This is a genomic window from Enterobacter oligotrophicus (assembly GCF_009176645.1).
GTDB lineage: Bacteria > Pseudomonadota > Gammaproteobacteria > Enterobacterales > Enterobacteriaceae > Enterobacter > Enterobacter oligotrophicus.
The window spans coordinates 2,469,636-2,495,954 of the sequence record NZ_AP019007.1 but is presented as its reverse complement, the minus strand read 5'-3'; the positions used below and the strand labels follow the sequence as shown (position 1 = coordinate 2,495,954).

General features: G+C 53.4%; 25 protein-coding genes. 17 read left to right on the top strand and 8 right to left on the bottom strand.

What is annotated here, in order from left to right; genetic code table 11:
- Positions 1-184: 184 nt before the first annotated feature.
- Complete coding sequence (locus tag EoCCA6_RS12005; protein WP_152082843.1) at positions 185-892, top strand: FadR/GntR family transcriptional regulator; 708 nt, start codon at positions 185-187, stop codon at positions 890-892.
- Positions 889-2,322: a multidrug transporter subunit MdtD gene (gene mdtD, locus EoCCA6_RS12000; protein WP_152082842.1), complete on the top strand. Its 1,434-nt coding sequence runs from the start codon at positions 889-891 to the stop codon at positions 2,320-2,322. The genes EoCCA6_RS12005 and mdtD overlap by 4 nt, the downstream gene beginning before the upstream one ends.
- On the opposite strand, the gene rbsR is transcribed toward mdtD, so the two are convergent.
- From rbsR to kup, 7 genes are all read right to left on the bottom strand, one after another.
- Entirely contained in the window at positions 2,288-3,280 is a 993-nt protein-coding gene (gene rbsR, locus EoCCA6_RS11995; protein WP_152082841.1) for a ribose operon transcriptional repressor RbsR, read from the bottom strand. The genes mdtD and rbsR overlap by 35 nt on opposite strands.
- A gap of 3 nt (positions 3,281-3,283) precedes the next feature.
- On the bottom strand, positions 3,284-4,213 hold the full coding sequence (rbsK, locus tag EoCCA6_RS11990; RefSeq protein WP_152082840.1) for a ribokinase: 930 nt from the start codon (positions 4,211-4,213) through the stop codon (positions 3,284-3,286).
- 106 nt (positions 4,214-4,319) lie between these two features.
- Positions 4,320-5,210: a ribose ABC transporter substrate-binding protein RbsB gene (gene rbsB, locus EoCCA6_RS11985; protein WP_008503498.1), complete on the bottom strand. Its 891-nt coding sequence runs from the start codon at positions 5,208-5,210 to the stop codon at positions 4,320-4,322.
- Positions 5,211-5,237: 27 nt separating this feature from the next.
- On the bottom strand, positions 5,238-6,203 hold the full coding sequence (gene rbsC / locus EoCCA6_RS11980; protein WP_006808742.1) for a ribose ABC transporter permease: 966 nt from the start codon (positions 6,201-6,203) through the stop codon (positions 5,238-5,240).
- Positions 6,204-6,207: 4 nt separating this feature from the next.
- Positions 6,208-7,713, bottom strand: a complete 1,506-nt coding sequence (gene rbsA / locus EoCCA6_RS11975) for a ribose ABC transporter ATP-binding protein RbsA (protein WP_152084447.1) — start codon at positions 7,711-7,713, stop codon at positions 6,208-6,210.
- Positions 7,714-7,720: 7 nt separating this feature from the next.
- Entirely contained in the window at positions 7,721-8,140 is a 420-nt protein-coding gene (gene rbsD / locus EoCCA6_RS11970; RefSeq protein WP_152082839.1) for a D-ribose pyranase, read from the bottom strand.
- 215 nt (positions 8,141-8,355) lie between these two features.
- Complete coding sequence (kup, locus tag EoCCA6_RS11965) at positions 8,356-10,224, bottom strand: low affinity potassium transporter Kup (protein WP_152082838.1); 1,869 nt, start codon at positions 10,222-10,224, stop codon at positions 8,356-8,358.
- A gap of 222 nt (positions 10,225-10,446) precedes the next feature.
- Here kup and ravA point away from each other — a divergent pair, with 222 nt between their 5' ends.
- Together ravA and viaA are read left to right on the top strand one after the other, a co-directional pair.
- Positions 10,447-11,943 (top strand): ATPase RavA, encoded by a 1,497-nt coding sequence (gene ravA, locus EoCCA6_RS11960; protein ID WP_152082837.1) that lies wholly within the window; start codon positions 10,447-10,449, stop codon positions 11,941-11,943.
- Positions 11,937-13,388 (top strand): ATPase RavA stimulator ViaA, encoded by a 1,452-nt coding sequence (viaA, locus tag EoCCA6_RS11955; protein ID WP_152082836.1) that lies wholly within the window; start codon positions 11,937-11,939, stop codon positions 13,386-13,388. The genes ravA and viaA overlap by 7 nt, the downstream gene beginning before the upstream one ends.
- Here viaA and asnA read toward each other — a convergent pair whose 3' ends face one another.
- The gene (asnA, locus tag EoCCA6_RS11950; protein WP_152082835.1) at positions 13,389-14,381 is read right to left on the bottom strand and encodes an aspartate--ammonia ligase; all 993 of its coding nucleotides are present in this window, start codon (positions 14,379-14,381) and stop codon (positions 13,389-13,391) included.
- Positions 14,382-14,532: 151 nt separating this feature from the next.
- Here asnA and asnC point away from each other — a divergent pair, with 151 nt between their 5' ends.
- The 13 genes from asnC to EoCCA6_RS11885 all read left to right on the top strand — a co-directional run bounded on the left by asnC (position 14,533) and on the right by EoCCA6_RS11885 (position 26,025).
- Positions 14,533-14,991, top strand: a complete 459-nt coding sequence (gene asnC, locus EoCCA6_RS11945) for a transcriptional regulator AsnC (RefSeq protein WP_008500198.1) — start codon at positions 14,533-14,535, stop codon at positions 14,989-14,991.
- Positions 14,992-15,081: 90 nt separating this feature from the next.
- A complete protein-coding gene (mioC, locus tag EoCCA6_RS11940; protein ID WP_152082834.1) occupies positions 15,082-15,531 on the top strand; it encodes an FMN-binding protein MioC in 450 nt (149 codons plus the stop codon).
- Between the two features lie 374 nt (positions 15,532-15,905).
- Positions 15,906-17,795, top strand: coding sequence for a tRNA uridine-5-carboxymethylaminomethyl(34) synthesis enzyme MnmG (mnmG, locus tag EoCCA6_RS11935; protein ID WP_152082833.1), 1,890 nt, complete (start codon positions 15,906-15,908; stop codon positions 17,793-17,795).
- 106 nt (positions 17,796-17,901) lie between these two features.
- Positions 17,902-18,525, top strand: coding sequence for a 16S rRNA (guanine(527)-N(7))-methyltransferase RsmG (gene rsmG, locus EoCCA6_RS11930; protein ID WP_152082832.1), 624 nt, complete (start codon positions 17,902-17,904; stop codon positions 18,523-18,525).
- Between the two features lie 616 nt (positions 18,526-19,141).
- Positions 19,142-19,522, top strand: a complete 381-nt coding sequence (gene atpI, locus EoCCA6_RS11925) for a F0F1 ATP synthase subunit I (RefSeq protein WP_152082831.1) — start codon at positions 19,142-19,144, stop codon at positions 19,520-19,522.
- 8 nt (positions 19,523-19,530) lie between these two features.
- Positions 19,531-20,346, top strand: a complete 816-nt coding sequence (atpB, locus tag EoCCA6_RS11920) for a F0F1 ATP synthase subunit A (RefSeq protein ID WP_100167517.1) — start codon at positions 19,531-19,533, stop codon at positions 20,344-20,346.
- Between the two features lie 49 nt (positions 20,347-20,395).
- Entirely contained in the window at positions 20,396-20,635 is a 240-nt protein-coding gene (gene atpE, locus EoCCA6_RS11915; protein WP_000429386.1) for a F0F1 ATP synthase subunit C, read from the top strand.
- Between the two features lie 48 nt (positions 20,636-20,683).
- Positions 20,684-21,154 (top strand): F0F1 ATP synthase subunit B, encoded by a 471-nt coding sequence (gene atpF / locus EoCCA6_RS11910; protein WP_003862370.1) that lies wholly within the window; start codon positions 20,684-20,686, stop codon positions 21,152-21,154.
- Positions 21,155-21,168: 14 nt separating this feature from the next.
- Entirely contained in the window at positions 21,169-21,702 is a 534-nt protein-coding gene (gene atpH / locus EoCCA6_RS11905) for a F0F1 ATP synthase subunit delta (RefSeq protein ID WP_152082830.1), read from the top strand.
- A 12-nt stretch (positions 21,703-21,714) separates the two neighbouring features.
- The gene (gene atpA / locus EoCCA6_RS11900) at positions 21,715-23,256 is read left to right on the top strand and encodes a F0F1 ATP synthase subunit alpha (RefSeq protein WP_152082829.1); all 1,542 of its coding nucleotides are present in this window, start codon (positions 21,715-21,717) and stop codon (positions 23,254-23,256) included.
- Positions 23,257-23,307: 51 nt separating this feature from the next.
- The gene (gene atpG, locus EoCCA6_RS11895) at positions 23,308-24,171 is read left to right on the top strand and encodes a F0F1 ATP synthase subunit gamma (RefSeq protein ID WP_152082828.1); all 864 of its coding nucleotides are present in this window, start codon (positions 23,308-23,310) and stop codon (positions 24,169-24,171) included.
- Positions 24,172-24,202: 31 nt separating this feature from the next.
- The gene (gene atpD, locus EoCCA6_RS11890; RefSeq protein WP_003862362.1) at positions 24,203-25,585 is read left to right on the top strand and encodes a F0F1 ATP synthase subunit beta; all 1,383 of its coding nucleotides are present in this window, start codon (positions 24,203-24,205) and stop codon (positions 25,583-25,585) included.
- Positions 25,586-25,605: 20 nt separating this feature from the next.
- Positions 25,606-26,025 (top strand): F0F1 ATP synthase subunit epsilon, encoded by a 420-nt coding sequence (locus tag EoCCA6_RS11885; RefSeq protein WP_003862360.1) that lies wholly within the window; start codon positions 25,606-25,608, stop codon positions 26,023-26,025.
- The last annotated feature ends 294 nt before the right edge of the window (positions 26,026-26,319 follow it).

Below are 26,319 nucleotides of genomic sequence, written 5' to 3'. Positions count from 1 at the left end.
GAGGCGCATTATAGGGAGTTATTCCGATGTGACAAGAGGAAATTTAAAAAAAATTTCCGTCCGTGTTTTTTTTCACCAGAAGAGATGAAATCAAGCTACAAATTGTTCTATTTGATGTATCTGCAACCACAAGCACACTCCAGATGGCATACTTACCCGCATGAACAATTAAGGAATCAGAGCAATGCCCTTAAGCGCACAACAGCTGGCAGCACAAAAAAACTTATCATATGTGCTGGCAGAGAAGCTGGCTCAGCTGATCTTAGTGGGTAAATATGCCCCAGGTAGCATCCTGCCGGGTGAAATGGAACTGGGCGACCAGTTTGGCGTAAGCCGTACCGCCGTTCGTGAAGCGGTGAAAACCTTAACGGCAAAAGGAATGGTACTGCCGCGTCCACGCATTGGCACACGTGTGATGCCTCAGAGCAACTGGAACTTCCTCGATCAGGAGCTTCTCTCCTGGTGGATGACCGAAGATAATTTCCATCAGGTCGTCGATCATTTCCTGGTGATGCGCAGCAGCCTTGAACCTCAGGCGTGTCTTCTTGCCGCTACGCTCGGGACAGCAGAACAAAAAGCACAGCTCAACACTTTAATGGAAGAAATGGTGTTCCTGAAAAAACACTTCAACCGCGAACGCTGGATTGAGGTGGATATGGCCTGGCATGAACATATCTATATGATGAGCGCAAATCCGTTCCTGACGTCCTTTGCCTCTTTATTCCATTCGGTGTACCACACCTACTTTACTTCTATTACCCAAAATGAAGTGGTGAAGCTGGATCTGCATCAGGCGATTGTAGATGCCATTCAGGAGAGCGACGGGCAGCGAGCCCTGAGTGCATGCCAGGCACTACTGGCCGCACCAACCCACCAGCAGGTAAATAAATGACAGAGAAAAAAGCGCGCAGCATGGCGGGACTGCCTTGGATTGCAGCCATGGCGTTTTTTATGCAGGCACTGGATGCCACCATCCTTAATACCGCCCTTCCTGCAATAGCGCAAAGCCTTAACCGCTCCCCGCTGGCGATGCAATCCGCCATCATCAGCTACACCCTGACGGTTGCCATGCTCATTCCGGTAAGCGGCTGGCTGGCCGATCGTTTTGGCACACGCAAAGTGTTTATGCTGGCGGTCACGCTCTTTACGCTCGGTTCGCTGGCCTGTGCGCTGTCCACATCCTTAACGGAGCTGGTCATCTTCCGCGTACTTCAGGGAGTTGGCGGGGCAATGATGATGCCCGTAGCACGTCTGGCATTATTGCGCGCCTACCCGCGCAGCGAGCTCCTTCCCGTTCTTAATTTTGTCACGATGCCGGGGCTGGTCGGTCCGATACTCGGCCCAGTGCTCGGCGGTGTGCTGGTCACCTGGGCGAGCTGGCACTGGATCTTCCTGATTAATATTCCGATCGGTGTGGCGGGCCTGATTTATGCCCGAAAATATATGCCGAACTTCACCACGCCACGACGCAGCTTCGACATGGGCGGCTTTTTCCTGTTTGGCCTGAGTCTGGTGCTGTTCTCCAGCGGGATGGAGCTGTTCGGTGAGAAAATTGTGGCGACGTGGCTTGCACTGTCCGTCATTCTCGCTGGTATTCTGCTGTTTCTTCTTTATATACGTCATGCGCGTCGCCACCCGACACCACTTATTTCTCTGTCCCTCTTTAATACCCGTACCTTCTCGGTCGGTATCGCAGGCAATATTGCCTCACGTCTGGGGACGGGCTGCGTCCCTTTCCTGATGCCATTAATGTTACAGGTGGGTTTTGGCTATCCGGCGCTGATTGCGGGCTGCATGATGGCACCCACGGCGATGGGCTCGATTCTGGCAAAATCGACCGTCACGCAGGTGCTACGCTGGTTTGGCTACCGTAAAACGCTGGTTGGCGTAACGATCTTTATCGGGCTGATGATTGCGCAGTTCTCGCTGCAGTCCGCCGCGTTACCGGTCTGGATGCTGATCCTGCCGCTGTTTGTGCTGGGAATGGCGATGTCGACGCAGTTCACGTCAATGAACACCATCACGCTTGCGGATCTGACCGACGAAAACGCCAGCAGCGGCAACAGCGTACTGGCTGTCACGCAACAGTTGTCGATAAGCCTGGGTGTTGCCGTGAGTGCCGCAGTGCTGCGGTTTTATGAAGGTTTTGATAGCGCGAACACCGTCGAGCAGTTCCACTATACCTTTATCACCATGGGCGCACTTACCGTGGTGTCGGCGCTGGTCTTTATGTTGTTAAAACCGAAAGATGGCCGGAACCTGATTAAAGAGCGCCATAAAGCAAAGGCTAAACCGAACCCCGTTCCATCAGAACAGGAGTAAGCTGCAGGCGTTGTTGTTGCAGCGTGGGCTGCGCCATACGGTGGATCAAGACATCAATGGCCAGCTCACCCAGTTCATCTTTCGGCTGATGAATGGTCGTCAGCGGCGGCGTCATATAGCGCGCCAGTTCGATATCATCATAACCAATCACCGCCATATCGTCCGGAACGCGCAGCCCCGCCTGATACAACGCCTGATAAGCACCAAATGCCATCGCATCATTGCCAATAAAGACCGCCTGCGGGCGCGGCTCTTGCGTCAGCAGTTTCTGCATCGCTTCAAAACCACCATTAAATTCAAAATCGCCGGTGATCCGATAGCCATCAGGAATGGCAAGCCCTGCCCGCTCCATTGCGGAGAGATACCCTTCCAGACGCAAGCGCGCCGGGGTTTTATCCAACGGGCCGGTAATACAGGCGATGCGGGTATAACCTTTATCGAGCAAATACTGCGTCGCCATGTCGCCGCCCAGCAGCGAGTTATCCTGAATCAGATCGCTGGTGCCGTCGAACGGTGCCCAGTCCATCATCACCGTGGGAATTGAGGGATAGCGCTGGATAATCTCTTTCGAGGGTTGATGCGTTTCGGTACACAGCAGCAATAACCCGTCGACGCGTTTTTGCATCAGCGTCTCCAGATTACGGTTCATACGCTGCTCATCACCTTCGGTATTGCACAGCACCAGGCTGTAGCCACGCTCGAAGCAGCTACGCTCCACACCGCGCACAAGTTCAGAATAAAAAGGGTTGGTACTGGCCGTGATCAGCATGCCGATGGTGCGCGTCTGGTTGAGCTTCAGGCTGCGCGCCAGCGCCGATGGCGCATAGTTGAGATCTTTTACTGCGGCTTCGACTTTCTCCCGAATCGCCTCGCTAACGAAGCGATCGTTATTAATAACGTGGGAGACCGTCGAAGTAGAAACGCCCGCCATGCGGGCGACATCTTTCATCGTAGCCAAGCGTTACCCCTGCTGACTTAAAAATTCATCAATCTCGTTGCGCCACGGAACGGAAGGCTGTGCCCCTTTGCGTGTTACCGCTATCGCTGCAGCAGCATGTGCAAAGCGAATGGCATCCTCCATTCTCTCGCCTTCCAGCAGCGCCGTCACCAGCGCACCATTAAAGGTATCTCCCGCCGCGATGGTATCAATGGCTTTCACCTTAAAGCCCGGCACACGATGGCCTTCACCATTTACGCTTGCCCACACGCCGCGGCTGCCAAGCGTGATGATCACCGTCCCGATGCCTTTATCATGCAATGCTTTTGCCGCACGGGCAGCATCGTCGTCATTTTCAACGCGAATACCCGTTAGCTTTTCCGCTTCGGTTTCGTTGGGGGTAATGATATCTACCAGCGCCAGCAGCTCGTCTGATAATACACGGGCAGGCGCGGGATTAAGTACGACAGTGGTATGATTTTCATGCGCAATTTTGGCCGCAGCCAGCACGCTTTCCACGGGCGATTCCAGCTGCATTAGCAGTGCTTCTGCGCCCGCAATAATCTCTCGTTGGGCTTCGACACGTTCTGTCGTCAGCGCGGCGTTAGCGCCCGCATGAATACCGATGACATTCTCACCTTCCGCATTGACGAAAATCAGCGCCACGCCGGTGGATTCCCCTTCGACCACGCTCACTGGTGCAATATCAATGTTGTCACTTACCAGCTGTTTGCGCACGCGCTCACCGGTATCGTCATCGCCCGTACAAGCGATAAACGCGATATTCGCGCCACTGCGCCCGGCGGCGACGGCCTGGTTTGCGCCCTTACCACCAAATGCCACCTGGTACTGATTACCCGTGACGGTTTCGCCCGGCGTCGGGAACGTTTCAAGGTTAAGAATGTGATCGGCATTGATACTGCCAAGGACGACGAGGTTGCCTGCGGTTTTCATGGTTGGGGTGTCCGTCTGAGAGCGCCACCGGTGTTACCCGGTGGCGTATGCCACACTTTTCTTTATTGGTGTCCCTCAGGCAGCCAGCGACTGCCTGAATCGCCTTTTACTGCTTGATAACCAGTTTCAGGTCAACCGGATATTTGGCCTGAACTTTTTCGCCCTTCAGCACTTTATCGGCAGTTTCAACGCCAGTCGCGCCAATCTGCTCAGGCAGCTGAGCGATGGTCGCAGCCAGTTTGCCATCATTTACCGCTTTTTCACCATCCGGCGTGCCGTCAAATCCGACAACCATCACATCAGATTTACCTGCAGTTTGCAGCGCGCGCAGTGCACCCAGCGCCATTTCGTCGTTCTGTGCGAACACAGCCTGCACGTCAGGATGCGCGGTCAGCAGGTTCTGCATGACGTTCAGACCTTTAGTACGGTCGAAGTCTGCCGGCTGGCTCGCCAGCACGTTAAATTTGTGTGCTGCAACGGCCTGCTGGAAGCCTTCGCCACGTTCACGCGCTGCGGAAGTCCCGGCAATGCCCTGCAGTTCGATAACCTTCGCACCTTCACCTGCTTTCTTCGCGATGTAGTCACCCGCAATTTTGCCGCCCAGCACGTTATCAGACGCGATGTGGCTGACCACGTCGCCTTTAGTGGCCTGACGGTCCAGCGTGATGACCGGGATCTTCGCCTGGTTTGCCATCTTCACGGCGTTACCCACGGCGTCGGAATCGGTTGGGTTGATCAGCAGAATTTTGGTGCCACGAACGGTTAAGTCCTGAACGTTAGCCAGCTCTTTCGCCGGGTTGTTCTGGGAATCCAGCACCACCAGGTTGTAACCCAGTTTATCCGCTTCTTTCTGCGCGCCATCCTTCAGGGAGACGAAGAACGGGTTGTTCAGGGTAGAGACCACCAGCGCGATGGTGTCTTTTGCCATTGCGTTAGCACTCACGGTTGCGCTCAGCGCGACAGCAGAAACCAGGGTAGCCAGTTTTTTCATGTTCATATCTAAGATGTCCTGTAGTGTCGTCAGTTACTGTTTTTTGTTGTCTACCAGTACCGCCAGCAAAATCACCACTGCTTTAACGATCATCTGGTAATAGGAGGAAACACCTAATAAATTCAAACCATTATTCAGGAAACCAAGGATCAGTGCGCCGATCAATGTCCCAACAATGCGACCTTTACCGCCCGCAAGACTCGTACCGCCCAGAACCACTGCCGCAATGGCATCCAGCTCGTACCCTGTACCCGCCGTCGGCTGCGCAGAAGAGAGGCGCGCCACTTCGATGATGCCCGCCAGAGACGCCAGCAGACCGCACAGGGAGTAAACGATAATTTTAACTTTGTTGACGCTAATACCGGACAGACGCGTTGCCGCTTCGTTACCGCCCAGCGCATAGATATAACGGCCAAGACGAGTGTGGTGCAGCATGTACCACGCCGCCAGGAAGACGATAGCCATGATCCAGACCGGCGTCGGCACACCCAGCGGGCGGCCGATACCGAACCAGCCAAACAGATCCGCGTTATCGGTAAAGCCAGTATTGACCGGGCTACCATTGGTATAAACCATCGTCACGCCGCGCAGCAGCAGCATCATCACCAGCGTCGCGATAAACGCCTGAACGCGGCCTTTCGCCACAATCACGCCGGTCACAGCACCAATCGCCGCGCCTGCCGCCAGGGCAGCAGCAACGGCCACCAGCGCGTTGACTTCAATCCCGACAATGGAAGCCGCTATCGCACCGGTGAGCGCCAGCAGGGAACCGACGGACAGATCGATACCTGACGTCAAAATCACCAGCGTCATCCCGACCGCCATAATGGCGTTCACAGACGTCTGCTGCAGAATGTTGAACAGATTATTAACGGTGAAAAAGTTCGGGCTCATGGTCGACACAATCGCGATCAGCACCAGCAGGGCAATCAGCGATTTTTGTTCCATCAGCCATGCTTTTGTGAAATAACGGCGACCAGAAACAGCCTGGGTAGTCATCTTCTTACTCCTGATTCACGCGATTTAGCTTGCCCACAGCGGCAGCCATCAGAACTTCCTGGGTGGCCTGCTCGCGAGTGAATTCACCGCCGAGATGCCCTTCATGCATAACAATAATGCGATCGCTCATACCTAATACTTCTGGCATCTCGGAAGAGACCAGAATGATGCTCAGGCCGTCAGCCTTGAACTGGTTAATCAACTGATAGATCTCTTTCTTCGCGCCTACGTCAACGCCGCGGGTTGGCTCGTCGAGGATCAGCACTTTCGGGCGCGTCATCAAACCACGCGCAATCGCCACTTTCTGCTGATTACCGCCAGACAACAGGCCAATCGCCTGCTCCATCGACGGGGTTTTGACGTTAAAGAGGCGGATAAAATCGCTGACGGCCTGCTGCTCATCTTTGTGTTTCAGACCGCCGCCGCTGCGGCTGAAATAGCGCAGCGCGGTCAGCGACATGTTCTCTTTCACTGACATGCCCAGCACCAGGCCATCACGTTTGCGGTCTTCAGAGATATAAACAATGCCGTTTGCCAGACCATCCTGCGGAGAGCGAGTGACCACTTCATGGCCGTCAAGGGTGACGTAACCGCTGGTGCGCGGCAGTGCGCCGTAGAGCACTTTCATCAGTTCGGTACGGCCCGCACCCATCAGGCCCGCGACGCCCAGGATCTCGCCCTGACGCAGAGTAAAGGTCACGTCGTTCACGCCCGGACCGCAGAGGTTATCCACCTTCAGGCGGATCTCACCCGGCGCTTTGTCCAGACGCGGATACTGATCTTCGAGCTTACGTCCCACCATCATTTCGATAAGCGTATCTTCGGTCAGGGTTGCCACTTCACGCTCGGCAATAAACTGCCCGTCGCGGAAGACGGTGACGTCATCGCAGATCTCGAAAATCTCTTTCATGCGGTGAGAGATATAAACAATTCCGCGTCCCTGCGATTTCAGCTCGCGGATAACGCGGAACAGGGATTCGGTTTCGGTATCGGTCAGGGCGTCGGTCGGTTCATCCATGATGATGACCTTCGACTCAAAGCTCAGCACCTTCGCGATTTCCACCATTTGCTGATCGCCAATGGAGAGGTCCCCCACCAGGCGGTCGCTCTTAAAGCGCAGGTTCAGCTTCGCCAGCAGTTTGTCCGCTTCGGCATACATCGTTTTCCAGTCGATTTTGCCAAACCGGTTCACGAACTCGCGGCCGAGGAAGATGTTCTCAGCAATAGTGAGCTGCGGGATCAGGTTCAGCTCCTGGTGGATAATACCGATACCCGCTTCCTGAGAGGATTTTGGGCCGTTGAAGGTGGTCTCTTTACCCAACCAGACGAGCGAACCAGCATCGCGTTGATAGATACCGGTCAACACTTTCATCATGGTGGATTTACCAGCGCCGTTTTCGCCGACCAGCGCCATGACGCGTCCGGCGTATACGTTCAGCGCTGCGCCGGAGAGGGCTTTTACGCCAGGGAACGATTTATCGATCCCTTTGAGTTGCAGTAATGCGTCCATGATGGCCTCAGAAAGTGACGCCAGCACAGAGAATGATATTCGCATACGGGGAACACTCCCCGCTGCGAATCACCGCCTGACTGTCTGCGGTTTGTTGTTTGAACTGCTCGTGCGTTGTGTAACGAATTTCTATGGTGTTTCCCTGGTGTTGCTGCAGTTGCTCAATGTGGCTGAGCAACGTTTCGTGGAGTTGCGGATTATGTTGTTTGATTTCCGTCGCGAGAATGGCCGTCTCAACCTGCATCTCCGCGGTCACTACATCCAGTACCTGCATAAACGAAGGAACACCCTGCGTTAATGCCATATCAATACGGGTAGTGCTGCGCGGAACCGGTAAGCCTGCATCGCAAACCACCAGCGTATCGGTATGCCCAAGACGGGAAATAACCGATGAGATTTCTGAGTTGAGTACCGTGCCTTTCTTCATTTTCTTGCTCCACTAGCGAAACGTTTCGCTAAAAAGAGTGTAGACGCAAGAGTGTTCAGAAAACCACCATGACGTAACGGAATTGTGATCGACGTCGAAACGTTTCGCTAAGTGAAATGTAATAGAGGAAAATTGCCCGGCGGCGCTACGCTTGCGCGGGCCTACGGGTCTGGTAGGCCGGGTAAGCGCAGCGCCACCCGGCATTTCATGAGGACTTAAATCTCGACCTGCGTCCCCAGCTCAATCACGCGGTTAGGCGGGATCTCAAACTGGTCAGGCGCACGCAGGGCGTTACGCTGCAGAATCAGGTACAGCTTGCCGCGCAGGCGCAGATACCACGGACGTTTTCCGATAATCAGCGACTCGTGCGACATAAAGAAGGATGTTTCCATCATGCGACAGCTCAACCCTTCCAGACCGCAGCGGTGGAACACCTCTTCCACGTTCGGCGTTTCGCGCCAGCCGTAGCTTGCCACCACGCGCCAGAAGGTTGGCGACAGTTGCTCGATCTGCACTCGGCGTACGTTGTGAACATACGGCGCATCTTCGGTACGCAACGTCAGGAGGATCACCCGCTCGTGCAGCACTTTGTTGTGCTTGAGGTTATGCATCAGCGCAAAAGGGATCACATTCAGCGCACGGGACATATACACCGCCGTGCCCGGTACGCGCACCGGCGGGGATTTTTCCAGCGACGCGATCATCGCCTCCAGAGAATTACCGTGCTCGTGCATGCGGCGCAGCAGACGGAAACGCTCGCTCTTCCACGTGGTCATCACAATGAACATCACCAGGCCGAGCGTCAGCGGCAACCAGCCACCGGAGACAATCTTATCCAGGTTTGCGGAGAACAGCGGCACGTCGATACACAGGAAGCCAACCAGAATCAGCCCCACGAGGAATTTGTTCCAGTGCCAGTTACGGTACGCCACCGTGGTGGAGAGAATCGACGTCAGCACCATCGTACCGGTCACAGCGATACCGTAGGCCGCCGCCAGGTTGCTGGAGTGCTCAAAGCTAACGATAACGATCACCACAGCAAAGTAGAGCAGCCAGTTAATAAACGGAATGTAGATCTGGCCGGATTCCATTTCTGAGGTGTGGATAATGCGCATTGGAGAGAGATACCCCAGACGCACCGCCTGGCGCGTCAGCGAGAACACACCGGAAATCACCGCCTGAGATGCGATAACCGTCGCCAGCGTCGCGAGGATCAGCATCGGTACCAGCGCCCAGTCCGGTGCCAGCAGGAAGAACGGGTTTTTAATCGCTTCAGGGTGTTTAAGCAACAGCGCGCCCTGACCAAAGTAGTTCAGTACCAGTGACGGCAGCACGACGGTAAACCACGCCACGCGGATAGGCAGTTTCCCGAAATGCCCCATGTCGGCATACAGCGCTTCAACACCGGTAATAGAAAGCACCACCGCGCCCAGCGCCACAAACGACACCACTTTATATTCAAGGAAGAAGTGAACGGCCCACATCGGGTTCAGCGCATGCAGGACATCCGGGTTAGCGATAATGCTGCGTAAGCCCAGTGCCGCCAGGATCAGGAACCACGCCAGCATAATTGGCGCAAACAGTTTACCCACCAGCCCGGTGCCGTGTTTTTGAATAGCAAACAGCAGCGTCAGCACAATAATGGCAAGCGGGACGACCCACGTATCGAGCTGCGGCGCGATGATCTCCAGCCCCTCAATTGCAGACATCACCGAAATTGCCGGGGTAATAACTACCTCTCCATAGAAGAAGCTACCGCCAATCAGACCGATGATGACCAGCACCGATGTCATTCGGGCGGAGGTATTGCGTCCGGCAAGGGACATCAGCGTCAGGATACCGCCTTCGCCCGCGTTATCCGCGCGCATCACGAAGGAGAGATATTTAACAGAAACCACCAGGATCAGTAGCCAGAAAATGAGTGACAGGAAACCGAACACGGCGTCACGTTCAACACCAAAGCCAAACTGACCGGACAGACATTCACGAAGCGTATAAAGCGGGCTGGTGCCGATATCACCGTAGACAACCCCGATCGCCGCAAGTGTTATTGCGGGTAATGATTGCTTATTATCAGTGCTCATAGACTAGTCTTTTCGTTTAAATAACAAATGTGTGCTTAGTCCCTTGGCCCACAAAAAGCGCACAGTATGCACGATTCAATGCAAAATCGTACCCCTAAATGCAACCGCGTTAATGTAGCGCAAAGAAAATAGCGCCGCACTTCAGTCTATTACCAGCCCTGACTGAAACGTCTATACTCGCTTCAATTGGCCGCCACGACGGCGAAAGGATGCAAAACTATTATGGCTCACTCACATTTATTAGCAGAAAGAATTTCCCGCCTCAGCAGCACACTGGAAAAAGGCCTGTACGAGCGTAGCCACGCCATTCGTCTCTGTTTACTGGCAGCGTTGAGTGGCGAAAGCGTGTTTCTGCTGGGGCCGCCGGGCATTGCCAAAAGCCTGATTGCCCGCAGGCTGAAATTTGCCTTTCAGAACGCGCGCGCCTTCGAATATCTGATGACCCGGTTCTCCACCCCCGAAGAGGTTTTCGGCCCGCTCTCCATTCAGGCATTAAAAGATGAGGGGCGCTATGAGCGTTTAACGACAGGGTATCTTCCTGAAGCAGAAATTGTCTTTCTTGATGAGATCTGGAAAGCTGGCCCCGCTATCCTGAACACCCTGCTCACCGCGATTAACGAACGTCGGTTCCGCAATGGTGCCAGCGAAGAGAAAATCCCGATGCGCCTGCTGGTGGCCGCCTCAAACGAACTGCCGGAAGCCGACAGCAGCCTTGAAGCGCTGTATGACCGTATGTTGATTCGCCTGTGGCTGGACAAAGTGCAGGACAAATCGAACTTTCGCTCCATGCTGGTAAGTCAGCAGGATGAAAATGAAAACCCGGTGTCTGCCTCACTTCAGGTGACAGATGAGGAGTACCACCAGTGGCAGCAGGATATCGGTAAAATCAAGCTGCCTGACGCTGTCTTTGAGCTAATCTTCATGCTGCGCCAGCAGCTTGATCTCTTACCTTCCGCCCCCTACGTCTCTGACCGTCGCTGGAAAAAAGCGATCCGCCTGCTGCAGGCGAGCGCGCTGTTCAGTGGCCGTGATGCCGTAGCACCGATTGATCTGATCCTGTTGAAAGACTGCCTCTGGCACGATGCTGAAGGCATGAACCTGATGCAGCAGCAGCTTGAAATATTGATGACCGGGCACGCCTGGGGGCAGCAGTCGATGCTCAATCAGCTGGGCGCGATTGCCCAACGGCGCATTCAACTCCAGCAGCAACAAAGTGACAAAACGGCGCTGAAAGTGAACCGTCTTGGCGGTATGTTCGCCCGTAAACCGCATTACGAATTGCCCGCCGAACTGACTGACGTCTCGCTCACGCTTCTGCTTCAGCAGCCGCTTAAACTTCATGACATGCAGGTAGTGCACGTGACGATTGAACGCATCGCCCTGGCACAGTGGCTGGATAAAGGCGGAGAAATCCGCGGCAAGCTCAACGGCATCGGTTTTGCGCAGCCGTTGACGATGGAAGTCGACAGCAGCCAGCATCTGGTGATCCGTGATGTCAGCCTGCAGGGATCGCGTCTTGCGCTGCCGGGCACCGCCTCAGACAGCGTGCCGGAAGAGATCAAACAGCAACTGGAGTCGCTTGATACCGAGTGGCATCAGCAGCATACGCGCTTCAGCGAACAGCAAAAATGCCTCTTTATTCATAGCGACTGGTTAGGTCGTATCGAAGCCAGCCTGCAGGATGTCAGCGCGCAGATCAAACAGGCGCGACAATGCTAACGCTGGACACGCTCAACGTCATGCTGGCGGTCAGTGAAGAGGGGTTGATCGAAGAGGTGGTCATCACTCTGCTGGCCTCACCGCAACTGGCGGCATTCTTTGAAAAATTCCCAAAGCTCAAAAAGGCGATGACCGACGATCTCCCACGCTGGCGCGATAATTTGCGGCAGCGTTTTAAAGAGACCGAAGTCCCGCCGGAATTGACGGAGGAGGTTGCCAGCTATCAGCAATGCCAGCGGCTTTCGACACCACAATTTATCGTCCAGCTACCGCAAACGCTGACGCTGCTCGACAAAGTTCACTCTCCCTTTGCCAGCCAGGCCCGCGCGCTGGTCACGGATAACGCCACCTTTACGCCCGCGCTGCATACCCTGTTTTTACAGCGCTGGCGGCTCAGCCTCGTCGTACAAGCCACCACGCTCAACCAGCAGTTACTGGATGAAGAACGCGAACAACTGCTCAGTGAAGTTCAGGAACGCATGACGCTGAGCGGCCAACTGGAACAGGTGCTGGTGGAAAATGAAAACGCCGCCGGACGTCTCTGGGATATGAGCGCTGGTCAGCTGCGGCGTGGAGACTATCAGCTGATCGTTAAATACGGCGATTTTCTGACCCAGCAGCCAGAGCTAATGAAGCTCGCGGAACAGCTCGGCCGTTCACGGGAGGCAAAATCCGTCCCAAAGAAAGATGCGCCGATGGAAACCTTCCGCACGCTGGTGCGTGAACCGGCTACCGTGCCGGAGCAGGTTGATGGACTCCAGCAAAGCGATGACATATTGCGCCTGCTGCCCACGGAGCTGAGTACGCTGGGGATGACCGAGCTGGAATATGAGTTCTACCGCAGGCTGGTGGAAAAGCAGCTTCTGACCTATCGGCTACATGGCGAAGCCTGGCGCGAAAAGTTAAGCCAGCGCCCTGTCGTCCATCAGGATTTTGATGAACAGCCGCGTGGTCCCTTTATTGTTTGCGTGGATACGTCCGGCTCAATGGGTGGGTTTAACGAGCAGTGTGCGAAAGCGTTCTGCCTGGCGCTGATGCGGGTGGCGCTTGCCGATCGTCGTCGCTGCTTCATCATGCTGTTCTCAAGTGAAGTGGTGGGCTACGAACTGACCAACCAGCAGGGTATCGAGCAGGCGATCCGCTTTTTGAGCCAGCGCTTTCGGGGTGGCACCGATCTGGCCAGCTGTTTTCGCAGCATCGTTGAGCGTATGCAGGGCGGAGACTGGTATGACGCCGACGCGGTGGTGATTTCCGATTTTATTGCCCAGCGATTGCCGGATGACGTGGTAAATAAGGTGAAGGAGTTACAGCGAGTGCATCAGCACCGTTTCCATGCTGTGGCGATGTCTGCACATGGAAAACCCGGCATCATGCGCATCTTCGATCATATCTGGCGCTTCGATACCGGGTTGCGTAGCCGCCTGCTCAGACGCTGGCGGCGTTAATTAAAGAAGAGAACCTACGCTTTCACGAACCTGCTGCGGCCACACGCCGCACTGCACCTGACCAATATGAGACAGCTGCAGCAGCAGCATGGTCAGACGGGACTGGCCGATACCGCCACCGATAGTCTGCGGCATTTCCCCGCGCAGCAGCGCCTGGTGCCACTCCAGCTGGAGACGATCTTCATCGCCGGTCACTGCCAGCTGGCGCTTCAGCGCGTCAGCATCCACGCGGATACCCATGGAAGAAAGCTCGAACGCATCTTCCAGAACCGGGTTCCAGACCAGGATATCACCGTTCAGGCCGGCAAATTCGCTCTCGCCGGTAGTGCTCCAGTCATCATAATCCGGTGCGCGAACGTCATGACGTTTACCGTCAGACAATTTACCGCCGATCCCAATCAGGAACACCGCGCCCAGCTCTTTGGCGATCGCCCGTTCACGGCCTTTAGCATCCAGTTCCGGGAAGCGGCTCAGCAATTCCTGGCTGTGGACAAAGTGGATCGTATCCGGCAGGAACGGTGCCAGACCAAACTCTTTGCTCACGGCCGCTTCGGTGGCTTTGATCCCGGCGTAGATCGCCTCAACCGTCGATTTCAGCGTACCGATATGGCGCTCACCATCCCCCATCACGCGCTCCCAGTCCCACTGGTCAACGTAGACAGAGTGAATGGGCGTCAGGCGGTCTTCATCGGGGCGAAGGGCTTTCATGTGCGTGTAAAGCCCTTCGCCCGCGCTGAAGTCGTGTTGTCCCAGAGTTTGACGCTTCCACTTCGCCAGTGAATGAACCACTTCAAACTGAGCGTCTGGCAGTGTTTTCACTTTCACCTGTACCGCTTTTTCGCATCCGGATAAGTTATCCTGCGTCCCGTCCCCCACGCGGCTGAGAATCGGTGCCTGGACTTCAATCAGGCCAAGTTTTTCTTCCAGCTGGCGAGAAAAATGGGATTTAACGAAACTGATCTGGCGTTGTTTTGCGATGTAAGCGGTTTTCATTATTTATACTCCTGCGTCCTGTTGGTATTGATTAAGCAACAGAAATGGCCTTGAATTCAATATTCAAACAACAAAAAGCCACCTTCACTTTTGATTCGTTAAAATAAGGCGCTAGAATAGAGAGATTCATCAATCTTCATAAGAAAAACCTATGGAAAATTATCAGATCGACAATCTGGATCGCGGCATCCTGGAGGCCTTAATGGCCAATGCGCGCACCGCCTATGCCGAACTGGCTAAACAGTTTGGCGTCAGTCCGGGGACGATTCACGTTCGCGTAGAGAAGATGAAACAGGCGGGGATCATTACGGGCGCGCGTATTGACGTTAGCCCTAAGCAACTCGGTTACGACGTCTGCTGCTTCATTGGCATTATTCTTAAAAGCGCCAAAGACTATCCTTCAGCCCTGGCAAAACTGAACGCGCTGGATGAAGTCACAGAGGCGTATTACACCACCGGGCACTACAGCATCTTTATAAAGGTGATGTGCCGATCCATCGACGCCCTCCAGCAGGTACTTATCAACAAGATCCAAACAATTGATGAAATTCAGTCCACCGAGACCCTGATCTCCCTGCAAAACCCGATCATGCGGACCATCCGCCCGTGATCGGGCAAATTCATTCCCACATTTTCCACAGGTAGATCCCAGCTCGTTCACAGCGTACAATGGCCGCCTCTTTCTGTGAGCGAGCGATCAATGGCGGACATTACTCTTATCAGCGGCAGCACCCTGGGCGGTGCGGAATATGTAGCGGAACATCTGGCTGAGAAGCTGGAAGATGCAGGTTTCTCAACAGAAACGCTGCACGGCCCGTTACTTGAAGATCTCCCGACTGACGGGGTCTGGCTGCTGATCACCTCCACGCACGGTGCGGGCGATCTGCCGGATAACCTGCAACCTTTATATGACGAACTACTGGAACAACAGCCCGACCTGTCAAATGTCCGGTTTGGTGCAGTCGGTATCGGTAGCCGTGAATATGACACTTTCTGCGGTGCAATAGAGAAAGTCGAAGCCGCTGTGACCTCTTGTGGGGCAAAACAGTTGGGTGAAACGCTGAAGATCAACATCCTCGATCATGATATTCCGGAAGATCCGGCGGAGATCTGGCTGGGTGAATGGAAAAATTTACTCAAAAACGATTAAAGATCACGCAAACAGATGTGGATAACTACGCTTAAAAGCTCGTATTAACCCGTAGTTATCCAACGAATAACTCTGCTGGTGTTTTTGGCCTGTGTATAAAGTCGCGATCTGATCCCAGCTTATACGGTCCAGGATCACCGATCATTCACAGCAAACGATCCTTTCTAACCGCATGATCTTCTTTGCGAGATCGGACTTATCCACAAAGAGTTGCGATCCTAATAAGAGATCACAATAGAACAGATCTCTAAATAAAAAGATCTTCTTTTTAATAGCCCAGGATCCCAATGCTTTCTCGAAAGACTAAAGTTGAGTAGAATCCACGGCCCAGGCTTCAATCCATTTTCATACCGCTTTACGCGAGGCAGACCACCATGTTTTATCAGGATCCTTTTGACGTCATCATCATTGGCGGGGGTCATGCAGGCACTGAGGCCGCAATGGCCGCAGCGCGAATGGGTCAGCAGACCCTGCTTTTGACACACAATATCGACACGCTGGGACAAATGTCCTGTAATCCGGCGATTGGCGGCATTGGGAAAGGACACCTGGTAAAAGAAGTGGATGCGCTTGGCGGCCTGATGGCGAAAGCCATCGATCAGGCGGGCATCCAGTTTAGGATACTAAACGCGAGTAAAGGCCCTGCCGTTCGTGCTACCCGTGCACAGGCAGACCGCGTGCTTTATCGCCAGGCTGTACGTACCGCGCTGGAGAACCAGCCGAATTTGATGATCTTCCAGCAGGCCGTTGAAGATCTGATCGTTGAGAACGATCGCGTTGTCGGTGCGGTGACCCAGATGGGGCTCAAATTCCGGGCCAAAGCGGTGGTGCTGACCGTCGGGACATTCCTGGACGGTAAAATCCATATTGGTCTGGACAACTACAGCGGCGGCCGTGCAGGCGATCCGCCGTCTATTCCGCTGTCTCGCCGTCTGCGTGAACTGCCGCTGCGCGTCAGCCGCCTGAAAACCGGCACGCCTCCACGCATTGATGCGCGAACCATCGATTTCAGCGTACTGGCACAGCAACACGGTGATAACCCAATGCCGGTCTTCTCGTTTATGGGCAATGCCGCGCAGCATCCGCAACAGGTGCCGTGCTACATCACGCATACCAACGAGAAAACCCATGACGTGATCCGCAATAACCTCGATCGCAGCCCAATGTATGCGGGTGTGATCGAAGGGATCGGCCCACGTTACTGCCCGTCGATCGAAGACAAAGTGATGCGCTTTGCCGATCGTAACCAGCACCAGATCTTCCTTGAGCCGGAAGGACTGACGTCTAATGAAATTTACCCGAACGGTATCTCCACCAGCCTGCCGTTTGATGTGCAGATGCAAATTGTTCGCTCAATGCAGGGTATGGAGAACGCGAAAATCGTTCGTCCTGGCTACGCTATTGAGTACGATTTCTTCGACCCACGTGACCTGAAGCCGACTCTGGAGAGCAAATTCATCCACGGTCTGTTCTTCGCGGGCCAGATTAACGGCACCACCGGCTACGAAGAAGCCGCAGCACAGGGACTGCTTGCAGGTCTGAATGCCGCACGCTTCTCCGCTGAGAAAGAGGGCTGGGCACCGGGTCGCTCTCAGGCCTATCTGGGCGTGCTGGTTGACGATCTCTGCACGCTGGGAACCAAAGAACCGTACCGCATGTTCACTTCACGTGCGGAATACCGCCTGATGCTGCGCGAAGACAACGCCGACCTGCGCCTGACCGAAAAGGGCCGCGAGCTGGGTCTGGTGGATGACGAACGTTGGGCGCGTTTCAACGAGAAGCTGGAACGCATTGAACAGGAACGTCAGCGCCTGAAAACAACGTGGGTGAACCCACAGGCGGAAACCGCTGCTGAAGTGAACGCTCACTTAACAGCGCCGCTTTCACGCGAAGCCAGTGGTGAAGATTTACTGCGTCGTCCTGAAGTGACCTATGAGAACCTGGTTAAACTGACCGCGTTTGCGCCGGGCCTTGAAGACGCTGAAGCGGCTGAGCAGGTCGAAATTCAGGTGAAATACGAAGGTTACATTGCACGTCAGCAAGACGAGATCGAAAAACAGCAACGCAACGAAAATACATTGTTGCCGGAAATGCTGGACTATCGGCAGGTGACGGGCCTTTCTAACGAAGTGATCGCCAAGCTGAACGATCACAAGCCTGTGTCGATCGGCCAGGCTTCCCGTATCTCCGGCGTCACACCTGCCGCTATCTCAATTCTGCTGGTGTGGCTGAAAAAACAAGGCATGCTGCGCCGCAGCGCGTAGTGTTTGAAAATCGCCCGGTGGCGCTGCGCTTACCGGGCCTACTGAACTCCGTAGGGCGGGTAAGCGAAGCTCCACCCGCCATTAAGCGTCTCAACAGGTATTTACCGTGCTCAATAAACTCTCTCGTCTGCTGGAAGAAGCAGGTATTTCGCTCACCGATCACCAGAAAAACCAGCTGGTGGCGTATGTCGAAATGCTGCATAAATGGAACAAAGCGTACAATCTGACCTCCGTACGCGATCCCAACGAGATGCTGATTCGCCATATTCTCGATAGCATCGTGGTGGCACCTTATCTGAACGGCGAGCGCTTTATTGACGTCGGCACAGGCCCAGGCCTGCCGGGAATCCCTTTGTCGATTGTCCGCCCTGAAAGCCATTTCACGCTGCTGGATAGCCTCGGGAAACGCGTCCGCTTCTTACGCCAGGTGCAGCATGAACTGAAGCTGGAAAACATCACTCCCGTCCAGAGCAGGGTAGAGGCGTTCCCGGCAGAGCCGCCGTTTGATGGCGTCATTAGCCGCGCATTCGCCTCACTCAACGACATGGTGAGCTGGTGCAAGCACTTGCCGGCAGAAGATGGCTGTTTTTACGCCCTGAAAGGGCAGGTTCCTGAAGACGAAATTGAACAGTTACCGGAAGGTTTTTCCGTCGAATCTATTGAGAAATTACAGATTCCTCATCTCGACGGTGAGCGTCACCTGGTGATTATTAAGCCAAAAAATTTTTAAATAATTAATAAAAAATGTGGAATTTGTGCTGTTCTTGTTGTGTTAAAAATGAGCACACATGGAGAGATTTCACTGAAGCAAATTTAACCGGATTGTTACCAGGGGTTTTCTTACGGTTAACGTTACTAAAATTGTTTATCAGGAAGATAATCAAGCGCGGAAATATCAGCCTGCTAAATATAGAAACCTGCAACAAGAACGCAGTGTTAAATTTTTATTAAGAATGTCAATGAAAGGTTTTTGTTGTATACAGGGCTGTTTTGAAAATAGTTGCGATATTTTGTCTTTAATTTCATAAAGATGAAATTAATCGATTTACGTCTTTGATAAATACATCCTTATCGTAAATGTGTATTTTGTGATCTCGTGCACGCTTTATCACCAACGTTTTCGCGTGGTTTGCAGTTTTGCCTGAAGGTGGACGCTTTCGACAAAAGTTAAAAAACAGCGACGGGGAAAAATATTTAAACATTTATTCACCTTTTCGCTACTTAATGTTTGAAATCACGGGTACGCACCGTATAATTTGACCGCTTTTTGATGCTTGACTCTGAGCCTTAAAGGACGTTTTATACGACACGCGGCATACCTCGAAGGGAGCAGGAGTAAAAACGTGATGTCTGTGTCGCTCTTGAGTGGAAACGTTGCTCGTAAACTTCTGTTCATTCAGTTTCTGGCCGTGATAGCAAGTGGACTGCTGTTTAGCCTCAAAGACCCCTTCTGGGGCATCTCCGCCGTATGCGGGGGTTTGGCGGTTGTTCTGCCAAACGTGTTGTTTATGATTTTTGCCTGGCGTCATCAGGCGCATACACCTGCTAAAGGCCGCGTGGCCTGGTCCTTCGCTCTTGGTGAAGTGTGTAAGGTGTTGCTGACCTTTGCTCTACTGGTGATGGCGCTGGCGGTTTTGAAAGTGGTCTTTATGCCACTGATAGCAACGTGGGTTTTGGTGCTGGTGGTACAAGTTCTGGCTCCAGCTGTAATCAATAACAAAGGGTAAAAGGCATCATGGCTTCAGAAAATATGACGCCGCAGGATTACATAGGTCACCATCTGAATAACCTTCAGCTGGACCTGCGTACATTCTCGCTGGTGGATCCACATAACCCCCCGGCCACCTTCTGGACGATCAACATCGACTCCATGTTCTTCTCGGTGGTTTTGGGTCTTCTGTTCCTGGCCATGTTCCGCGGTGTTGCTAAAAGGGCGACCAGCGGTGTTCCAGGGAAATTCCAGACGTTCGTCGAAATGATCATCGGTTTCGTACATGGCAGCGTTAAGGACATGTACCATGGCAAGAGCAAGCTGATTGCTCCGCTGGCCCTGACCGTGTTCGTTTGGGTCTTCCTGATGAACCTGATGGACCTGCTGCCAATTGACCTGCTGCCGTTCATCGGCGAGCACATCTTCGGCCTGCCAGCACTGCGTGTTGTACCGTCTGCGGACGTGAACATCACCCTGTCGATGGCGCTGGGCGTGTTTATCCTGATTCTTTTCTACAGCATCAAAATGAAAGGCGTAAGCGGCTTTGTGAAAGAGCTTACCTTGCAGCCGTTCAACCACTGGGCGTTCATTCCGGTCAACCTGATCCTGGAAGGCGTGAGCCTGCTGTCCAAACCTGTTTCACTGGGTCTGCGACTGTTCGGCAACATGTATGCGGGTGAGCTGATTTTCATTCTGATCGCGGGTCTTCTGCCGTGGTGGTCACAGTGGATTCTGAATGTGCCATGGGCCATTTTCCACATCCTGATCATTACGCTGCAAGCCTTTATCTTCATGGTTCTGACGATCGTCTATCTGTCGATGGCGTCTGAAGAGCACTGATTTTTTACCAACACTACTACGTTTTAATTGAAACAAACTGGAGACTGTCATGGAAAACCTGAATATGGATCTGCTGTACATGGCTGCCGCTGTGATGATGGGTCTGGCGGCTATCGGTGCTGCGATCGGTATCGGCATCCTCGGAGGTAAATTCCTGGAAGGCGCAGCGCGTCAACCGGATCTGATTCCTCTGCTGCGTACTCAGTTCTTTATCGTTATGGGTCTGGTGGATGCAATCCCAATGATCGCTGTAGGTCTGGGTCTGTACGTGATGTTTGCTGTCGCGTAGTAGTAGTTTTAAAACCCTAAGCCACAGATATTTAAGAGGTATTGTGCTGTGAACATGAACGCAACAATCCTCGGCCAGGCCATCGCGTTTATTCTCTTTGTCTGGTTCTGCATGAAGTATGTATGGCCGCCTTTAATGGCTGCCATCGAAAAACGTCAGAAAGAAATTGCTGACGGTCTGGCTTCTGCAGAACGCGCTAAGAAAGATTTGGACCTTGCACAGGCCAACGCGACAGACCAGCTGAAAAAAGCGAAAGCGGAAGCTCAGGTAATCATTGAACAGGCTAACAAACGCCGTTCTCAGATCCTGGACGAAGCCAAAGCTGAAGCAGAACAGGAACGTACTAAGATCGTGACACAGGCTCAGGCTGAAATTGAAGCTGAGCGTAAACGTGCTCGTGAAGAACTGCGTAAGCAGGTTGCGATTCTGGCTGTTGCTGGCGCCGAGAAGATCATCGAACGTTCCGTGGATGAAGCTGCTAACAGCGACATCGTGGACAAACTTGTCGCTGAACTGTAAGGAGGGAGGGGCTGATGTCTGAATTTGTTACGGTAGCTCGCCCCTACGCCAAAGCAGCTTTTGACTTTGCTGTCGAACACCAAAATGTCGATCGCTGGCAGAATATGCTGGCGTTTGCCGCTGAGGTGACGAAAAACGAACAAATGGCTGAGTTGCTTTCCGGTGCGTTAGCACCTGAAACCCTCGCCGCGTCGTTTATCGCCGTGTGCGGAGAGCAACTGGATGCCAACGGCCAGAACCTGATTAAGGTGATGGCAGAAAATGGTCGTCTCCGTGTGCTCCCGGATGTTCTCGAGCAGTTTGAGCACTTACGTGCCCTCAGTGAAGCTACTGCCGAAGTCGAAGTGACTTCCGCAACTGAACTGAGTGAAGAACAGCTTGCGAAAATTACCGCCGCGATGGAAAAACGTCTGTCACGCAAAGTTAAGCTGAATTGCAAAATCGATAAGTCTGTAATGGCAGGCGTAATCATCCGCTCGGGTGATATGGTCATTGATGGCAGCGTACGCGGCCGTCTTGAGCGCCTTGCAGACGTCTTGCAGTCTTAAGGGGACTGGAGCATGCAACTGAATTCCACCGAAATCAGCGAACTGATCAAGCAGCGCATTGCTCAGTTCAATGTTGTGAGTGAAGCTCACAACGAAGGTACTATTGTTTCTGTAAGTGACGGTGTTATCCGCATTCACGGCCTGGCCGATTGTATGCAGGGTGAGATGATTTCCCTGCCGGGTAACCGTTACGCCATCGCACTGAACCTGGAGCGCGACTCCGTGGGTGCCGTTGTGATGGGTCCATACGCTGACCTCGCCGAAGGCATGAAGGTTAAGTGTACTGGCCGTATTCTGGAAGTGCCGGTTGGCCGTGGCCTGCTGGGTCGCGTTGTTAACACCCTGGGTGCGCCAATCGACGGTAAAGGTCCGGTTGAGCACGATGGCTTCTCCCCAATCGAAGTTATCGCACCAGGCGTTATCGACCGTCAGTCCGTAGATCAGCCTGTTCAGACAGGTTATAAGTCCGTTGATGCCATGATCCCAATCGGTCGTGGTCAGCGTGAACTGATCATCGGTGACCGTCAGACCGGTAAAACCGCGATGGCAATCGACGCCATCATCAACCAGCGTGACTCCGGCATCAAATGTGTGTACGTGGCTATCGGCCAGAAAGCGTCCACCATTTCTAACGTGGTTCGTAAACTGGAAGAGCACGGCGCGCTGTCTAACACCATCGTTGTGGTGGCGACCGCGTCTGAATCTGCTGCACTGCAATACCTGGCACCATACGCCGGTTGCGCAATGGGCGAATACTTCCGTGACCGCGGTGAAGATGCACTGATCGTATACGATGACCTGTCTAAACAGGCTGTTGCTTATCGTCAGGTTTCCCTGCTGCTCCGTCGTCCACCTGGACGTGAAGCGTTCCCTGGCGACGTATTCTACCTCCACTCTCGTCTGCTGGAGCGTGCTTCCCGCGTTAACGCGGAATACGTCGAGAACTTCACCAAAGGTGAAGTGAAGGGTAAAACGGGCTCTCTGACGGCTCTGCCGATCATTGAAACCCAGGCGGGTGACGTTTCTGCGTTCGTTCCGACCAACGTAATTTCCATTACCGATGGTCAGATCTTCCTGGAAACCAACCTGTTTAACTCCGGTATTCGTCCGGCAGTTAACCCTGGTATCTCCGTATCCCGTGTGGGTGGTGCTGCTCAGACCAAGATCATCAAGAAACTGTCCGGTGGTATCCGTACCGCGCTGGCACAGTATCGTGAACTGGCTGCGTTCTCTCAGTTCGCATCCGATCTGGACGAAGCAACCCGTAAACAGCTGAGCCACGGTCAGAAAGTGACCGAGCTGCTGAAGCAGAAACAGTACGCTCCAATGACTGTTGCTCAGCAGGGTCTGGTGCTGTTCGCGGCTGAACGCGGTTACCTCGAAGATGTGGAACTGGCGAAAATCGGTAGCTTCGAAGCCGCTCTGCTGGCTTACGTCGACCGTGATCACGCTCCGCTGATGCAAGAGATCAACCAGACCGGTGGCTATAACGACGAAATCGAAGGCAAGCTGAAAGCTATCCTCGATTCCTTCAAAGCAACCCAATCCTGGTAATCGTCCGGCGGCTTGTCTCAGGACAGGCCGCCAGGCATTGAGGAGAAGCTCATGGCCGGCGCAAAAGAGATACGTAGTAAGATCGCAAGCGTCCAGAACACGCAGAAGATCACTAAAGCGATGGAGATGGTCGCCGCTTCCAAAATGCGTAAATCGCAGGATCGCATGGCGGCCAGCCGTCCTTATGCAGATACCATGCGCAAAGTGATTGGTCACCTTGCAAACGGTAATCTGGAATATAAGCACCCTTACCTGGAAGAACGCGACGTTAAGCGCGTGGGCTACCTGGTGGTGTCGACCGACCGTGGTCTGTGTGGCGGCTTGAACATTAACCTGTTCAAAAAACTGCTGACGGATATGAAAGCATGGTCCGAAAAAGGCGTTCAGTGCGATCTGGCACTGATTGGCTCTAAGGGCGTTTCTTTCTTTAACTCCGTGGGTGGCAACATTGTCGCTCAGGTGACCGGTATGGGTGATAACCCGTCCCTGTCCGAACTGATCGGCCCGGTTAAAGTGATGTTGCAGGCCTATGATGAAGGCCGTCTGGACAGACTGTACGTTGTCAGCAACAAATTTATTAACACCATGTCTCAGGTCCCAACGCTCACTCAACTGCTGCCTTTACCGGCATCAGAAGATGAAGAGCTGAAGCAAAAAGCCTGGGATTACCTGTATGAACCCGATCCGAAACCGCTGTTGGATACTCTGCTGCGTCGTTATGTCGAATCTCAGGTTTATCAGGGCGTTGTAGAAAACCTGGCCAGCGAGCAAGCCGCACGAATGGTGGCGATGAAAGCCGCGACTGATAATGGCGGCAGCCTGATTAAAGAGCTGCAGTTGGTATACAACAAAGCTCGTCAGGCCAGCATTACTCAGGAACTCACCGAGATCGTCTCGGGGGCCGCCGCGGTTTAACCAGGTTTACGAATTACGTAGAGGATTCAAGATGGCTACTGGAAAGATTGTCCAGGTAATCGGCGCCGTGGTGGACGTCGAGTTCCCTCAGGACGCCGTACCACGCGTGTACGACGCGCTTGAGGTACAGAATGGTAACGAGAGCCTGGTGCTGGAAGTTCAGCAGCAGCTCGGCGGCGGTATCGTGCGTACCATCGCCATGGGTTCTTCCGACGGTCTGCGTCGTGGTCTGGAAGTGAAAGACCTCGAGCACCCGATCGAAGTGCCTGTAGGTAAAGCAACACTGGGTCGTATCATGAACGTATTGGGTCAACCCATCGACATGAAAGGCGACATCGGTGAAGAAGAGCGTTGGGCTATCCACCGCGCAGCACCGTCCTACGAAGAGCTGTCCAGCTCTCAGGAACTGCTGGAAACCGGCATCAAAGTTATCGACCTGATGTGTCCGTTTGCGAAGGGCGGTAAAGTTGGTCTGTTCGGTGGTGCGGGTGTAGGTAAAACCGTAAACATGATGGAGCTGATCCGTAACATCGCGATCGAGCACTCCGGTTACTCCGTGTTTGCGGGCGTAGGTGAACGTACTCGTGAGGGTAACGACTTCTACCACGAAATGACCGACTCCAACGTTCTGGACAAAGTATCCCTGGTTTACGGCCAGATGAACGAGCCACCAGGAAACCGTCTGCGTGTTGCGCTGACTGGCCTGACGATGGCTGAGAAGTTCCGTGACGAAGGTCGTGACGTTCTGCTGTTCGTTGATAACATCTACCGTTACACCCTGGCCGGTACGGAAGTATCTGCACTGTTGGGTCGTATGCCTTCAGCGGTAGGTTATCAGCCTACACTGGCGGAAGAGATGGGTGTTCTTCAGGAACGTATCACCTCAACCAAAACCGGTTCTATCACCTCCGTTCAGGCGGTATACGTACCTGCGGATGACTTGACTGACCCATCACCAGCCACCACCTTTGCTCACTTAGATGCAACCGTGGTACTGAGCCGTCAGATCGCGTCTCTGGGTATCTACCCGGCCGTTGACCCGCTGGACTCCACCAGCCGTCAGCTGGACCCACTGGTTGTTGGTCAGGAACACTACGACACCGCGCGTGGCGTACAGTCCCTGTTGCAGCGTTACCAGGAACTGAAAGACATCATCGCCATCCTGGGTATGGATGAACTGTCTGAAGAAGATAAACTGGTGGTAGCACGTGCGCGTAAGATCCAGCGCTTCCTGTCCCAGCCGTTCTTCGTTGCGGAAGTATTCACCGGTTCTCCGGGTAAATACGTTTCCCTGAAAGACACCATCCGTGGCTTTAAAGGCATCATGGAAGGCGAATACGATCACCTGCCAGAGCAGGCGTTCTACATGGTTGGTTCCATCGAAGAAGCCGTGGAAAAAGCCAAAAAACTTTAACGCCTTAATCGGAGGGTGATATGGCAATGACTTACCACCTGGACGTCGTCAGTGCAGAGCAACAAATGTTCTCTGGTCTGGTCGAGAAAATCCAGGTAACGGGTAGTGAAGGTGAACTGGGTATCTTCCCTGGTCACGCGCCGCTGCTCACCGCCATTAAGCCTGGTATGATCCGCATCGTTAAACAGTTCGGTCATGAAGAGTTTATCTATCTGTCCGGCGGCATTCTCGAAGTGCAGCCAGGTAGTGTGACCGTTCTGGCCGATACCGCTATTCGTGGCCAGGATCTCGACGAAGCGCGAGCCCTGGAATCGAAGCGTAAGGCTGAAGAGCACATTAACAGCTCTCATGGTGACGTGGATTACGCTCAGGCGTCTGCGGAGCTGGCCAAAGCGATCGCCAAACTGCGCGTTATCGAGTTGACCAAAAAAGCGATGTAACACCGGCTTGAAAAGCATAAAGCCAGTCTGGTTTCAGACTGGCTTTTTTTATGGTTTCGTTTCATGAAAAATGAAACTGAAAAGCTGTTTTATTATTTTGTGATTTTCGTCACAAAAATATTGATCGGTTAAAAAATGAGGCGTAGACTCTTTTTTGTGAAGTGTGTCACAAAACAAACCTCAATAAATCAGGATGCCATCATGAAACTGGTCAATAAAATCATCGCTCTCTTCAGCAACATGAACGTCTCTTTCGGTACGTTCAACCACTAATCCGCTGAATACTGCGTGGCG